We start from the raw sequence: 15,530 nt of genomic DNA on the forward strand, positions 1-15,530 counted from the left end.
TCAAAACCCAACTCAAAAGGCCGTAAGCCTAATAGCAAAAATGTGAACCGTCCGAAAAATACCGGGGCACAAGCAAGCTAAGCAGTAGAAACATTACTCATATCAATAAAATAGAGAGCCAGCATCCTATAATGCTGGCTCTGCTTTATCTGCTAGGAAATTACAATGAAACTAACAAAATGGGCACTGCTCTCTTCAGCAGCTGTAATGAGCCCCCAACTTATGGCGGCAACTTTTGATCAGTTAGCCGCCGAAAATAACCAAGACATTCAAATCATCGATTGTCGATCGAGCAATCACTACAACGGCTGGCCCGAGGCTAATCAGACTCGCGGTGGACACTTCCCTGGTGCTATCAATTTCGATGCCGACTGGCTATCGACGCTTCGTCCCCAGGTTGTCCGTGCCGAGCTAGAAAACCGTGGTATCGACCTCACCAAACCGACATACCTCTATTGTCAGCCTGAAAAAGCGCAAATTTTACAAGCTCAGCTTGAAAGCCTTGGCAAAAAAAACATCCAGCTTATTGACCAAGCAGTTACCGATTATTCAGGCCAGCTTACTGCACTTGAAAACTATCAGCAGCTAGTGCCAGCTGAGTGGCTTAACCGGCTGATTAATGGTGATGACGTACTTCACCCTCCAGCAAAAGGCTTCAAAGTCGTTGAAGTCGCGTGGGGACCGCCAACTAAATACCTTGCTGCCCATATTCCATCAGCATTATATCTCAATACCAATATGGTTGAGTCCGAGCCATGGTGGAACCGTGTAGACGACAACAAGCTGGCAGAAGCCATTAAAGGACTGGGTATCGCTCACGATACGACTGTCATCCTTTATGGCCGCGACAACACAGCAGCAGCCCGAGTTGCCAACCTTTTGATGTATGCAGGTGTGGATGACGTTCGTCTACTCAACGGCGGCTGGCAATCTTGGGTCAATGCAGGGTTCTCTACCCAGCCCCTGCGTAACCACGCCAAGCCTGTCGAGTTTGGTCGCACGATCCCTGCTAATCCGCAGTACGTTATCGATGTCCCGGAAGCTCGTGAAATCCTGGCTGACCCTAAGCATCAATCACTGGTCAGTATCCGCAGTTGGGCTGAATATGTTGGTGATACGAGTGGTTACCGCTACATCGAGCCCAAAGGCCGTATCAAGGGCTCAAAATGGGGCCACGCAGGCTCTGACGCCTACCATCTGGAAGACTTCCGCAACCCGGATGACACTATGATCAGCCCGAATATCATGACGGATTTCTGGAAAGACTGGGGCATTAACGCCTCGCAGACCGTTTCTTTCTACTGCGGTACGGGTTGGCGTGCATCCGAAGCCTTCTTCTATGCCCATGTGATGGGCTGGAAAGACATCAGCGTTTATGACGGTGGCTGGTTTGAATGGAGCGGGGACCCTAGCAACCCGACCGAAACCGGTGACATCCCTAATGCGCCAAAGTCTGCGTTCTATGATGAGAAGTAAATAAGCGGGAATATGATAAAGGCCAACTTATATGTAATAAGTTGGCCTACTATGACGAAACTCTATCGCTAACACTATTTCACTGCCACGGCGATATCGCCAGAATGACTGTCGTTCATCAAATCGATATAGAACTGGGCAACGTCTGCTGCTGGCAGGCCTGGTTCTGGATCCATTCCCATGGTTACCATGGTTTCTGCTACCCAGCCCGGCGAAACCGCATTGAAACGAATACGGTCGACCTCAACGGCGGCAGTTTTCACAGCAGCTTCTACTGCCGCATTGACGGTTGTTACGATACTACTGCCTTTAAATGGATATTGCGCCAAAATGCCGGTGGACAAGACAATCGCACCACCATCTTTGACGTATTTCTCGCCGAACCGCAGGGTATTAATTTGCCCCATCATTTTGTTTTGGATACCGAACTCCCACTCAGCATCGTCTGCTGTTGCCCAATCCGCCATTCGTACCACACCCGCAGTACATAGGATGGCATCGACTTTACCTACTTTTTCAAATAGCGCTTTGCCAACCAAACCTGTAGAACCCAATACCAATACTTTTTTCATCACTGACGAAAAGTAGCCAAAGCACCGGGCTTTAAAATATCCCCGACTCAATGCCTCTAACCATATCGCTTATGGTTAGATGTTTTTCCCCCAGCCTCAATCACCCGCAAAGGTGTTATCTAGTGCCGTCAGTGACTCTTGATATACCGCTTCTAGGGCATTGGCTGCTTCTTCTTCAACGGTTCCTTCTTTTGCCGACTTCTCGATTTCCAAGCAGACCTGATGTAACTGGCGCAAACCCATGGTCCCGGCCGCTCCTTTGAGGTTATGGGACAGGCTCGCCACTAGTGCCAAATCACCGCTTTGCATTGCCGGTAGTAATTTGTCCATGGTTTGTTGCGATGAGTCTGCAAATAGGGAAATCATCTTCTCGACCATGGCTTGGCCCAAGACTTGAAGATCACTTCCAAGTACTGATTCATCTAAAATCGGCATGTTTTCAGCCATTGCGGTGTCTACCCCACTCTCTCTCTTATCTTCAGTATGATGCTTGTTTGAGCCTTGTTCAAAAGGGGGCTCCCCCTCAATAATGCCTACCCGCTCGACCCCGCCCAGAATCGAATTCAAGACATCCACCAACTGGTGTTCGACCAGCGGTTTAGGCAAGAAGCCTGAGAACCCAGCAGCCAAATATTGTTCAACCTCTTCATTAAATACATGGGCAGAAAAGGCGACAAAAGGCGTGTTGTCCGGCTCCTGTTCGTCACCACGCTTACCTTTGAGTTGTTTGAGTTCACCCAGCAAGCTAACCCCATCGGTATCGGGCAAGTTGATATCGAGCAGGACAATATCAAAGTCATGCTCGGCATAGACCTCCCTCGCCTCCCGACCATCCTCTGCGACAACCGTTTGGTGGCCAAGGCGGCGCAAGAAGCCTTCAGCCACCAAGCTGTTAACCGGATTATCTTCCACCAGCAATATCTTAGCCGCCGGTATGCCAGCAGCCGTATCGACACTTGCTGTCTCGGTATGCTCCCCTGGCTCCAGAGTGAGGGTAAACCAAAAGCAACTCCCTTCTCCCGGTGAGGATACCAAACCGATTTCACCACCCATGGCTTCGACAATACGCTTGCTGATAGCAAGGCCTAGCCCTGTTCCCCCCACAGCCTGGCGGCCTTCACTGGACTGGTGGAAAGCGGTGAACATCATTTCCTGCTCATGCAACGGGATACCAACACCGGTATCTTCCACTTCAATATGCAAGCGAGACGGATCATGGGCTGACGCCGATACCAGCACAGTCACCTGCCCATCTTCGGTAAACTTGATAGCATTACCCACTAAGTTGGCGAGAACTTGACGGATACGTGTCGCATCCCCTACCCAGTGCTCACCGACATTGTCATCAATATCGGTCACCAAACTAATGCGTTTCGACAATGCTCGACCTGAAAACAGGCTGTAGACATCTTTGACCAAGGTATGCAGCGAGAAATTCGCCGGCCGGATATCCAAATGACCAGCTTCGATTTTCGAGTAGTCCAGTACATCATTGAGGATATCAAGCAAGGTTTCACCGCTACGGTTAATCACCTTGAGATATTCCGCCTGCTTGTCATTCAAACCGGTATCGGCCAACAGTGAAGCCGTCCCTAGCACCCCATTCATTGGCGTACGGATTTCATGGCTCATGGTCGCGAGAAAAGCGGATTTTGCTCGGTTGGCCTGCTCAGCTTCAGAACGGGCTTTAGCGTGATTGTGGACCTCTTTATTGAGCTTTTCGTTGGCTTTTTCTAACTGGCTGGTTCGCTCGGCCACTAACTGTTCAAGGCTGTTTTTGTGCTGTTGCAGCTCATAACGAATTTTCGACTCGACTTGTGCCAACCTATGGCGCTCGTAAGCCGTATCACGGGCCACCATGATTGCCCTGCCCATCTGCGCCAGTTCATCATCACCTTGGGTTGTCAGGCGGATCGCTAAATCACCACGCGCCAATGCCATCAAAGCTTTGCTGTAATCATTGATCCGACGGATCACCCGCGCATAGACATAGCGCCACATGATCAACACCAGCGCCACCATACCCAACGCCGATATCGCAATTAGGCTGTTTCGCGCGATAGTCAGTGTCTCATCAACCTGCTTTACCGCTTGTTGGGTACCCACATTCGCTGCCTGAATAATGCCATCAACAGTTTGGTTCAGTTGCTGGAAAAGCACTAGGTTTTGCTGCTCCATCCGTTCAACATCTTGATTGGCATGGATCAATGCTTCCATGTCCGAGAAAAAATCACCATCGCTGTCGAGTGCTTTCACCTGCTCAAGCAGTTGCTCTGATCGGCTCGGATCTTCGACCGACTTCACCCGTTGCTGAATAACACCAACGGCATATTCGAACCTGTCCCTCAATTTGTCGAGTTCACGAATCGTGCTGATCTGCTCACTGTCATCGAGCATGTTAATCACTTGGAGGGACAGGAAGCGTAGCTCGAACAATCGCTCGCTCAAGTCCATATCAACTTCAACCAAGCTATCCAACGCGTTGAACACTGCTTCTTGGTTACCCTTTTCCACCAAATCGTAAATACGCGACACATTGGCGACAGCGATAGTATTGGCATTGGATACCTGCGACTGGGACAGCTCGTCAATTTGCTTGGTCGCTAATGTCATGGTGTTATTAAGCACCTTAACTTGTTCACTAAGCTCTATTTTCCGGCCAACCAACATGCCTAGCATGGCGAGGTTATTAACAATGTTCTCGACGTCAGTGACTAATTGTTCCATCAATTCTGGTTCGAAAGCATATTGATCAAGCGCCTCCAGACTATTATTCAAAGCCCGAATATGCAGCGTCAGCGATTTCCCTTGCTGGTCCCGCTCTTTTTCATCTTTTGATTTTGCCAAAACCTGAGCATTGAAAATAATACGGGTACTTAAGTCCGATAATTGTCGTGCTTCCACCAAAGCCGGTACTGCAGCATTGATTACCGTTCGCTCGGTCTTGGCGACCAGAGAGAAACCGGCAACACCAATCACAACAGCGATGATCATCAGGCCAGCCATCATGGAAAAAGCAATCAGCAGTTTCTGGCCAATGCTACTGGGAGTTAAGTTCATATAAAGAAACCGTGGCAGAAGAAGGTATGCACCCTAAACCAAGACAACACAGGTCGGGTAGGTACACCTAACAGGAAACAGTAAAAATGCTATTATACCAATCTAGATAAGTAATTGGTTATTAACCACAACAATGTCCTGTACGGATTGACTGAAATGGTTGAAAAGTTAATCAGGCTATTTCCTGACGGTTGCAACATGATAAAAAAATTTGCCGTAACACTGCTGACACTCGCCGGGCTCAGCCAAACAGCGAATGCGGTGGACGTTATCGCCTACACCCCGCCCTTCGAGGCTGATAAACAAGCGACAAATATTCAATACCAACCGTTGGCAACGGCCAATCAGCCCTGGAAGCTTTGTGCCGTTTATCCCCACCTCAAAGACTCGTACTGGCTATCCGTCAACTACGGCATGGTTGAACATGCCAAAAAACTCGGTGTTGAGCTCAAAGTGCTGGAAGCCGGCGGTTACCCGAACCTCACCAAACAACAGAGTCAACTTGCGGATTGCAGAACATGGAACGCCGATGCCATTATCCTGGGCACAGTAGATAGCCTCGCCTATGAGAACATGCTGACCCAACTGACCGATGACATTCCGGTATTTGCTACCATCAACTATCTAGACACTAGCAACAAAGACAGCCACGACAATGTTATCGCAAGAGTCGGCGTAGACTGGTACCAAATGGGCTATCAAACAGGCAAATTCCTCGCCAAGCGCCACCCTAAAGGCAGTGGTGTCGTCACTGTGGCCCTGTTACCCGGCCCACAGAAGCGCGGTGGAACCAAGCCGGTTGTTCAAGGCTTTTATGATGCGACAGAAAACAGTGACATCAATATTGTTACCACGATGTGGGCAGATCACAGCAAGGAGCTCCAGCGCAATTTAATTCAGCAATTGCTCGCTTCCGACCAGCATTTTGATTATATCGTCGGGGGTGCTGTCGCAGCCGAAGTCGCAATCAGTGAGCTCAGGGCCAACCACCTAAGCGATGAAACCAAAATATTATCGACTTACCTTAGTCATGGTGTTTATCGTGGCTTGCTACGCGGGAAGATCCTCTTCGCGCCAACTGACAAAATGGCACAGCAAGCGATGCTATCCGTTGATCAGGCTGTCCGGTACCTAGAAGGCAAACCCGTGAAAAAAGATCTGGCCCCTATCCTTGCCTTACTGACACCTGAAAACCTAGACAGTCGTGCTATTGCTGAGTCACTTTCTCCAGCCGAATTTCGTCCGGTTTTCCGTGTCGAAGCCCCTGACACCTGAAACCCAGTTGTTGCATTTATACCCTTGGGCCAGCCAACGCTGGCCCTAGTTAGTAGAATACTGTTATCTAACCAATGATTTGGAAAGATTTCTTTGTACTTCCTTTGCAAGCTCTGGTACTTATACTTGATGCCCCGAATTGAGTTGCACATGCTTTTCCCTTACCAAGTGCAATCCATTACATATGGCGTTATAGATATACAGATCACACCACACAGTTGTCACATTCAGACCATAAACTCTGTGCGACAGCTGTTGTCAATTTTGTCTCTGTGGAGTAATAGATGCACGTAACAACCCGAACAATGGAAGAAACCAAACACATCGCGCTTGTCGCTCACGATAACTGTAAAACCCACCTAATGCGCTGGGTGAACGAGCACAAAGACAAGTTAAAAGATCATGTCTTGTATGCGACAGGCACCACAGGGCATATGATTGCGCGTGAATCGGGTCTGGAAGTTAACTGCTTGCTGAGCGGCCCAATGGGTGGTGACCAACAGTTAGGTGCGCTTATTTCCGAAGGCAAAATCGATATGATGATTTTCTTCTGGGATCCACTCAATGCAGTACCACACGACCCAGATGTAAAAGCGCTGCTTCGTATCTCGGCAGTATGGAATATCCCGGTTGCCACCAACCGCGCTAGTGCAAACTTTATGATTTCATCGCCAAGACTGGCTGAAAAAGTCGAGATCGAAATTCCTGATTACGATGCTTATTTGACCGAGCGTCTAGGTTAAGCCTTCAATTAGGTTAATCATCAAGAATCACGCCTCTTATTCAAGAGGCGTTTTTAATTTCGCATCACAGTGCAACCCCACCTTTGCTAAGGCCATTTAGCGCTTTTATTCACTACCAATACCCAAGTGATTTCAATCAGCCAAAAATAATAATTTTGGTTTAAGGTTAATGAGTAGAACATAAAAATAGAATAAGCAGAATGACAGTGGTGGCCAATGAAAGCATGGAAATTGAACCAGCCGGAAGGTATCGACCAATTGGTACTGACAACGGCAACCCAACCAACCCCTTCAGCCGAAGATGTCTGTATCAAAGTGGAAGCTGTCGGCCTTAATCCCATTGACTACAAGCTTGCCCATTGGGGCTATGCCACTTGGAATTACCCGCAAATCATCGGACTTGATATTGCTGGCACCATTACCAAAGTTGGTAAAAACGTCCATAACTTCCAACCGGGTGATCGCGTCATGGCATTTATCGATCCCCGTGATGGCGGGGGCTTTGCCCAATATACCAAGGTCAAAGCCTATGCGGTCAGCCGATTACCCGACAATGTCAGCTACGCCCAAGCCGCAGCCCTTCCGTGCGCAGGTTATTCAGCTTGGATCGCCATTCACGACAAACTACGGCTCGAATCTGGTCAAAGTATCGCAATAACCGGTGCCGGAGGTGGTGTCGGCGGGTTTGCTGTCCAGCTAGCGAAACAGATGGGAGCCACCGTCTATGCCATTGCCGATGGCCAGCACCACCAACGGCTTCTTTCCTATGGTGCTGACGAAGTCATCGACCCGCATACTGAAAATATCGCCATGCGGCTTATTGAATACACTGAGGACAAGCTGGTCCATGGGGTCATTGATTGTGTATCGGCCAAATCCGGTAGTACCATGAGTGCCTTGGTTCGCTACAATGGCCACATTGTAATGATCGCCGATCAGTTCAACCAAGTTCCGCTACTGGCAACGACCAAAGCTCTCAGCCTCCACGAAGTGGCACTGCATGGCACCTATTCCCACGGTCATATCGAACATATCCAGCACCTTGCCGATATCGGCAACCAGCTTGCCAATCTGGTCAGCGAGGGAAAACTTGACCCTATGGTGGATCATATCTACTCCTTCGACCAACTGCCAGAAGCCCTTAAGCACCTCAAGGAGCAACAACACAGTGGTAAGTTAGTCATGCAAGTTGGCTAATCCCTGATAATGGATAGAACCCAATCCGGTTCTATCCATTGTGTTTATGAACAACCCAAGGTATATTTATGAACCATTACATCAAGTGAGCTTAATTTTGCTTTATGGCGAAATACATCTATTCACGCTTTTCTCCCAGAAATACCGACTACGTGCAGCAAATTGATGCCTTGAATAGCTCCGAGCCTAGCGCCGAGCAGGTTCAGGATCGCGTGCGTGGCGATGTTGATCCGATGGCACGGCAGGGTTTTCACCAACTGTACGACAAGCTCAAAGAAGGTGATGTGGTATGGGTGTGGTGGCTGACGGCATTTAGCCATGATTTCAATATGGTTCAAGCTACCGTTGCGTCTCTGCTCGATAAAGGCGTCACGTTAAAAACACTCTCTGAACCGCTGACTTTTGTGCCAGATTCAGAATCAAGCCACGTGCTGCTTTCGCTGCTGAGCGGCTATGGCAATGTGCAAACCCGCAAAAGGCTTCTGGCCGCCGAGCACAGCCGCAAGGCAATGAAAGAAAACCCTGAGTTATGGCAACAAAAATTCCGGGGCCGCCCTGCCGATCGGGAAAAGCACCGGCAAATTGCCACCATGTTACTTGAGGGCCACAAGCTCCAGCATGTCGCTGACAGTTGCGGTGTCAGTATTTCCACCGTTAAACGTGTGAAAAGTAAATTAAGCCAGTTCGATGATGAAGGCGCATTGCGTACTCGGCACACCTGTAAACGCCACAAGGATAACAAGTCATCATGACCGACCGTAATTTCTGGAAAGCCCTCGGACTTGTGTGCCTGATCATCAGTGTCGGCCAACTGAGTATGGGGTTGGTCTTCCCATCCCTTCCTTGGATTGCCAAAGACTTTGATATTTCACTCGACCAAGCACAACTGCTGGTCAGTATCTACCTGCTGGGCTTTGGCCCGTCGCAATTCCTCTATGGCCCGATCTCTGATGCGCTGGGACGGAAAAAAGTCTTGATGACCGGGCTTCTGATTGCCCTATCCGGCCTTGTGATGATCATAACCCTGAGTGATTCCTTCACCGGTATGGTGATGGGACGCTTTCTGCAAGGGCTAGGGACCGGTTGCTGCGCTGTACTTGCACGTGCTTCTACCCGTGACCGATTCAGTGGTGCTGAACTACCTCTGGCCATGTCCTATATCGCAATGGCGGCATCACTCACACCGTTGATGGCACCGGTACTGGGCGGTTTTATTAACTTCCACTTCGGCTGGACCATGGTTTTCACCTCCCTGCTAGGTTATGTCACCCTTGTTTGGCTGGTGATTGCATTCCGATTCAAGGAAACAGTGGCACAAACTTCGAAAGTGCCCTCACCGAAGAAAATGGCCCAACAATACTGGCAACTGCTCACCTCGCGCTATTTCATGAGCTTTGCCAGTATCGGCTGGCTCAACTTCAGCCTGATGATAACGACGGTTTCTGTTATGCCCTTCATCATGCAGAACCAAATCGGCATGACGTCCGACGAATATGCGATGTGGGCGCTAATCCCGGCACTGGGCATGCTAACCGGTACTACATTGACTAACCGGGTCCGGCCAAAAATCGGTACCCAAAGAATGTTGCTTTTCACCCCAGTCCTGCATGGTTGCGCGGCACTTTGGTTGTTCTTCTGCCCAGTTGAACCGCTATACCTGATGCTGGGCCAGTTTTTGATGATTTTGGGTAACGGTATTGCCCTGCCATGTGCGCAGGCAATGGTGATGCAGCCATACCAAAAGCAGGCAGGAGCCGCTGCTGCGATGTCTGGCGGCGGGCAGATGATCGCCTCGTCGATTGTCAGCATGGGGTTGGTAAAAATGGGCCTTAGCCAACCATGGCACCTATCCATTGTGATTGTGGTGTTTGCCCTGATCACCCTGAGCAATATTATCCGTGGCTTCAAGGTAGAACCACAGGTACAAACGGCGTAACCAGAAGCAAAGTGCACCAGCCAATTTTTAATTAAAGAGAAAAACATGCTGCAAACATCTTGGCTATTTTGGGCCATTTTATCCGCTATTTTTGCGGCCCTGACGGCAATTCTGACCAAACTCGGCGTCAGCAATATCAACTCAGATTTCGCTACTTTTATCCGTACCTGCGTCATTCTGGTAATGGTCGGCGGCATCGCTTTCTTTACCAAGCAATTCCAGTCGCTTGATACCATATCGACCAAAGGCTTGGTGTTTTTAGTGTTATCCGGATTAGCAACTGGGGCCTCATGGCTATGTTACTTCCGTGCCATGAGCTATGGCCAAGCCTCGCAGGTTGCCCCGGTCGATAAACTTAGTGTGGTAATGGTGGCCGTTTTTGGCGTGCTGTTCCTGAGCGAGAACCTCAGCTCGGTAAACTGGATGGGGGTTGTCCTGATCACCCTCGGCGTAATTCTGGTGGCTTGGCAGGGTTAAACCGCATTATTCAATACCCACTTACATATCCAGCCTTGCACTTTATGCACTGGCTGGATATATTCCCTCCGCCTCGAAAGGCACACCCTAAAATGCACACCCGCCATCCTGCTTCCATTGGTGCATTTATATAGGTGTTATCTATACCCCATGCAAAATCAAACCGTAAATCGCGCTCAACCAAGCTCGTCACTTTTTTCCCGTTTTACCCGTGAATCCGGCTCGCTGCTGCACCTGTCGATTCCTATTATCATGACCCAGTTGGCCACACAGGCGATGGGTTTCGTTGATACCACCATGGCTGGCCAAGTCAGCGCTGCCGACCTTGCGGCTATCGCACTGGGTACCAGCCTTTGGTTGCCAGTATCCCTGCTGCTGCGCGGTATCATCATGGCACTGACGCCTGTAGTGGCTTTCCATCGTGGCGCCAATGAGCTCGACAAGGTACGTATCGAGTTTATCCAGATGATATGGGTAGCCGCGTTGGTCAGCAGTCTACTGATCATCTACCTTTCTCAAGGTGGCAATATTCTCAATGCCATTGGTGTTGCACCGGAGATCATCCCGATTGCTGGTGACTATGTGCTGGCTTTGGCCTTTGGTGTCCCGGGGATCGCCCTGTTCTATACCCTTAACGGCTTCTGTGAGGGGATGAACAATACCCGCGCTCCGATGCTGGTTTCTGTTATCGGGTTATTGCTGAACATCCCAATCAACTATGTGCTGATTTACGGCAAGTTCGGCTTCCCTGCCCTTGGTGCTGTCGGCTGTGGTTGGGCAACCAGTATCGTTTACTGGGTGATGTCCGGACTGCTGTATTCCTACATCAAGGGGCACCATCACTATAAGAAAATCATCCACTTCGCCGATATCAAACCTCGGATTCAGGATTGCTTGCACCTACTGAAGCTGGGTGTGCCTATTGGTATGAACATCGCGGTATGCGGCAGTATCTTTGCTGTTATTGCCCTGCTAATTGGTCGCATTGGTGCTGAAAATGTTGCGGCAGCGCAGATTGCCCTCAACATTTCCAGCATGACCTATATGATCCCGATGAGCCTATCATTTGGTATCACTATCCGGGTCGGCCATGCACTTGGGGCTAAAAACGAGCAAGGGGCTAAGGAACGTAGCCTGTTCGGCATCGCCGTTGCCGGCATGCTATCTATGGTGTCTGTGAGCTTCTTCTTGTTGTTCCCAGACTGGATCATCCGCCTGTACACCACGGATCCTGTGGTCAGTGCAACGGCTGCTACTCTGCTGATCTATACTGCGGTGTACCAGTTTAGCGACGCACTGCAAACCTCTGCCAATGGCGCGCTACGTGGCTACAAAGATACCAAAGTGCCGATGATTTTAGCTATCACTGCATACTGGGGCTTAGCACTGCCTTTGGGTATGGTGATGGGCCTTACAGATAAGGTAGTACCTGCCATGGGCGAAACTGGCTTCTGGGTAGGGATTGTCACTGGCTTGACCGTCGCCGCGATGTTTATGCTGCTAAGGTTGAGACATATCATTCGCAACCGCACTGCTGAAAATTGCCATCAACTACAAGCTGCTTAATAAGTAGCGACATGATGACTATTACCTTCCTCTGAAACGATCTTGCGGTTAATTTAGGGGAAGGCCAATAGCCTGCCTGAGCACTATTTACACACTTTTACTTATATTGGCATCACGTTACATTCAGCGCGGTAATGTATAAGCTCAACGGGAGCTTATACTATGAAAAAACTCTATATCACCTCAGTAGGAATTATCTTCCTATGTGCCCTTGTCTGGTTGGTGGCTGAACCCAATTTGCTCGATAACGCCACGTTTATGCAATGGCGAAGCTCTCTCATCCAGATCACAGGGATCATCTCAACCCTATTATTAACCATGGTCATGGTACTTGCCTTGCGCCTGCCATTTATTGAGAGACTGACTTCCGGCCTCGATAAATCGTACCGCTTACATAAGTGGCTGGGTATTTACGCCGTTGTATTTGGTGCCATCCACTGGCTGCTTGCCATCGTTCCAAAGCAATTGGTCAGCTATGGCCTAATGGAACGGGGAGCGAAACCCAACCTAACAATTAACCCAGACTCTTTCTACGCCACCATCCACAGCCTCCGAGGGGGTGCAGAATCCATTGGTGAATGGGCGCTATATTTATTTATCGCACTGACCTTGGTTGCCCTTTTTGCCCCGATTAAATACAAGCGGTTCAAGGTGATTCATAAACTGATGGCAGTCGCTTATTTGTTTATTGCCTATCATTCACTGGTATTACTCAAGCATGCGTATTGGGATAACCTGATCACCCCCGTCGTCATCGGTACCGTTGTGCTAGGGGTAGTCGGTGCCCTATTCAGCCTGTTTGGTTTAATTGGTAGACGTCAGCAACATCAAGGGTTCATCAGAGGCTTTCATTTTGATGAGCTAAACAAGACCACGCTTATCGATATCGAAGTACCGCAGTGGCCCGGCCATAGCTCAGGGCAGTTTGCCTTTTTGACCCTGACAGGCGAAGAGCCCCATCCATTTACTATTACTTCGGCTGGAGGTAGCCAAATAAACAAAGGCCCAGAGACCAGAGTCCAATTCTTGATAAAGGCCTTGGGTGACTTCACCTCGACCATTCACCAAAGGTTAGAAATAGGCGAAAACGTAACAGTGGAAGGCCCGTACGGGCACTTTGATTTCAATGACAACAAGCCACAGATCTGGGTTGCAGGCGGGATTGGTTGCGCTGCGTTCAAAGCAAGATTGGAAGAATTGCAATCACTCAACAGCCATGATCCGATCCTTTTCTACTATTGCACCGAGTATCCATCACCACAACTTATCCGTGATTTGGAATCAGCAACCTACGGGACCAATGTGGATTTTCATGTCATTGACAATAGGTTGCATCGTTTCTTGACCGTCGATGATATCCGGCAGCGTGCTAATAACCTACAAAATAGCAGTATCTGGTTTTGTGGGCCGACACCTTTTGGTAACACGCTGAAACAACAGCTAGAAAGTCTGCAGTTTGATATGAAGCACTTCCATACTGAACTGTTTAATTTTCGCTAGTTCATTGGCTAGGGTAAAGGAGGTTTACCCTAGCTGTCCAATTCGAGATCCCAATATGGTGGAGTACCGAAGTGCTGGGCAAAATAGTCGACAAATGCCCGCACTTTCGGCGCAAGAAGCCGAGAGCTTGGGTAGATCGCCCACAGTGCGGCTTCATCCACCAGCGGAAAATCTTCGAGTATTTGAACCAGCTCGCCTCGTTTCAAGTGCTCATAGGCGATCCAGGTTGCGCACATCGCAATCCCCATTCCATTGGCACAGGCATCCCTTACCGCTTCGCCATGATCAACCCTGATATTGCCTTTGATCTTTATATTCTGCACGCCATCTGGAGTGGTGAAGCTCCAGCCTTCTAGCCCAGCCTGGTTAATGCAGAGGTGGTTTTTGAGATCCTGCGGCGAGGTAGGTGTGCCATAAGCCGAGAGATAATCCGGCGAGGCACACATGATACGCTTATCAACCGCCAATTTGCGGGCAATCAAACTCGAATCCTGCAGTTCGGCATTTCTGATAGCGACATCAAAGCCTCCTTCCACCAAGTCGATAATGGAATCGGTCAGCCTAATATCTACCGAAAGGTCGGGATATTGAGCTAAAAATCCTTTCAGAGCGGGGATAAGGTGCATTCGGCCAAATGAGGCCGGTGCGGTAATTCGCAACGTCCCCTGTGGCAGGCCCCCTGCCGCACTACCGACAGATGCTCGAGCCGCATCAACACTTTGCAGTACCTCTTCGGCATGAGGAAGAAACGCCATGCCCTCTTCGGTCAACGACACCTTACGAGTTGTTCGGTGGACCAAACGTGCTCCGAGGCTTTCTTCGAGCTTGCTGATATGCATACTGGCAACTGGCGGTGATAGGCCGAGTTCCTGCCCAGCCTGACTGATATTATGGGTAGAGGCGAGCCTGACAAAGAGCCGCAGGTGTTCAATATTCATTATAAATCGCCAAATCTTCGAGTTTTTATCAGTTTACCGCAACACCCAATATTAAGGAAAGCGGATAGGTTAAAGTTACTGCATACCCCATTCTAATTAATAAGAATTATCTCATTATCAATATTTTTATATTGGAATAATGACAACCAGTTTATTTAATGAGAATGACGTGAGATTAGCTTGAGAATGAAACACCCCCTACTACTCTTTTCTCTGAAGATGATAAAAAAACAACAAGAGAAAATAATGAAACTCATCAACATTAAACCTCTAATAATATTTTTATGGGCAGTGATATTTTTAAGCCACCCTGCTCTTTGTGCTGAATATGAATTAAAATTTGGGGGATGGAGTTATCATGGTGAATCTTACGAAAAAGACACTTATGAGTACAATGAAGATCATAGGGGAATAGGTTTAGAAGTTTTTTTTCCATCTGATTGGGCATTGACTCCAGTCGTAGGGGCTTGGACGATGGAGGACTCTTTTAATAAACGCATGGTACAGGTTGGTGGAGGGTTTAGGTATGAACCAGGCTTTTTTCAAGATAGGGTCAGTGCCCAACTAATGGTGGTTGTCGAAAGGCGTGGCTTCAATGAAGTTACTGAAAGTACAGGTAGATCTGACGGTATATATATGGACACCAATGTCATTGCTATCCCTTATATTCAAATTAAACCTTTTCCTAAAGTTGGACTTGCCGCTGACTTCATCTACATACCAAGATTTGATAGCTTAGATGTAGAGACTTATTTCTTTAGGTTTAGTTTAAGTGACTCAATTTTAAAAT

Annotated in this window: 13 protein-coding genes; 10 read left to right on the forward strand and 3 right to left on the reverse strand. The window is 48.7% G+C overall.

Annotation, left to right across the window (positions count from 1 at the left end):
* Positions 1 to 165 precede the first annotated feature (165 nt).
* A complete protein-coding gene (locus BIZ37_RS25335; protein WP_187463874.1) occupies positions 166 to 1,476 on the forward strand; it encodes a rhodanese-like domain-containing protein in 1,311 nt (436 codons plus the stop codon).
* Positions 1,477 to 1,550: 74 nt separating this feature from the next.
* On the opposite strand, the gene BIZ37_RS25340 is transcribed toward BIZ37_RS25335, so the two are convergent.
* The gene (locus tag BIZ37_RS25340) at positions 1,551 to 2,048 is read right to left on the reverse strand and encodes an SDR family oxidoreductase (protein ID WP_187463875.1); all 498 of its coding nucleotides are present in this window, start codon (positions 2,046 to 2,048) and stop codon (positions 1,551 to 1,553) included.
* A 96-nt stretch (positions 2,049 to 2,144) separates the two neighbouring features.
* Positions 2,145 to 5,108: a TMAO reductase system sensor histidine kinase/response regulator TorS gene (torS, locus tag BIZ37_RS25345; RefSeq protein ID WP_187463876.1), complete on the reverse strand. Its 2,964-nt coding sequence runs from the start codon at positions 5,106 to 5,108 to the stop codon at positions 2,145 to 2,147.
* Positions 5,109 to 5,306: 198 nt separating this feature from the next.
* On the opposite strand from torS, the gene torT reads away from it, so the two are divergent.
* From torT to BIZ37_RS25385, 8 genes are all read left to right on the forward strand, one after another.
* On the forward strand, positions 5,307 to 6,383 hold the full coding sequence (torT, locus tag BIZ37_RS25350) for a TMAO reductase system periplasmic protein TorT (protein WP_187463877.1): 1,077 nt from the start codon (positions 5,307 to 5,309) through the stop codon (positions 6,381 to 6,383).
* Positions 6,384 to 6,667: 284 nt separating this feature from the next.
* Positions 6,668 to 7,126 carry a methylglyoxal synthase gene (locus tag BIZ37_RS25355; protein WP_187463878.1) on the forward strand — a complete coding sequence of 153 codons (459 nt, stop codon included), beginning with the start codon at positions 6,668 to 6,670 and terminating at the stop codon, positions 7,124 to 7,126.
* Positions 7,127 to 7,342: 216 nt separating this feature from the next.
* Positions 7,343 to 8,323: a zinc-binding dehydrogenase gene (locus tag BIZ37_RS25360; RefSeq protein WP_187463879.1), complete on the forward strand. Its 981-nt coding sequence runs from the start codon at positions 7,343 to 7,345 to the stop codon at positions 8,321 to 8,323.
* A 104-nt stretch (positions 8,324 to 8,427) separates the two neighbouring features.
* The gene (locus BIZ37_RS25365; protein ID WP_187463880.1) at positions 8,428 to 9,075 is read left to right on the forward strand and encodes a recombinase family protein; all 648 of its coding nucleotides are present in this window, start codon (positions 8,428 to 8,430) and stop codon (positions 9,073 to 9,075) included.
* Positions 9,072 to 10,259, forward strand: a complete 1,188-nt coding sequence (locus tag BIZ37_RS25370; RefSeq protein WP_187463881.1) for a multidrug effflux MFS transporter — start codon at positions 9,072 to 9,074, stop codon at positions 10,257 to 10,259. Before BIZ37_RS25365 ends, BIZ37_RS25370 begins: the two co-directional genes overlap by 4 nt.
* Positions 10,260 to 10,304: 45 nt before the next feature.
* The gene (locus BIZ37_RS25375) at positions 10,305 to 10,736 is read left to right on the forward strand and encodes an EamA family transporter (RefSeq protein ID WP_187463882.1); all 432 of its coding nucleotides are present in this window, start codon (positions 10,305 to 10,307) and stop codon (positions 10,734 to 10,736) included.
* A gap of 150 nt (positions 10,737 to 10,886) precedes the next feature.
* Entirely contained in the window at positions 10,887 to 12,302 is a 1,416-nt protein-coding gene (locus tag BIZ37_RS25380) for an MATE family efflux transporter (protein ID WP_187463883.1), read from the forward strand.
* Positions 12,303 to 12,464: 162 nt separating this feature from the next.
* Positions 12,465 to 13,802 carry a ferric reductase-like transmembrane domain-containing protein gene (locus BIZ37_RS25385; protein ID WP_187463884.1) on the forward strand — a complete coding sequence of 446 codons (1,338 nt, stop codon included), beginning with the start codon at positions 12,465 to 12,467 and terminating at the stop codon, positions 13,800 to 13,802.
* Between the two features lie 29 nt (positions 13,803 to 13,831).
* Here BIZ37_RS25385 and BIZ37_RS25390 read toward each other — a convergent pair whose 3' ends face one another.
* Positions 13,832 to 14,740 (reverse strand): LysR family transcriptional regulator, encoded by a 909-nt coding sequence (locus BIZ37_RS25390; protein ID WP_187463885.1) that lies wholly within the window; start codon positions 14,738 to 14,740, stop codon positions 13,832 to 13,834.
* A 246-nt stretch (positions 14,741 to 14,986) separates the two neighbouring features.
* Here BIZ37_RS25390 and BIZ37_RS25395 point away from each other — a divergent pair.
* Positions 14,987 to 15,530: hypothetical protein (locus BIZ37_RS25395; protein WP_187463886.1), on the forward strand; the 544-nt coding region annotated here is incomplete at its 3' end.

It is taken from the genome of Photobacterium sp. BZF1 (assembly GCF_014349205.1).
GTDB lineage: Bacteria > Pseudomonadota > Gammaproteobacteria > Enterobacterales > Vibrionaceae > Photobacterium.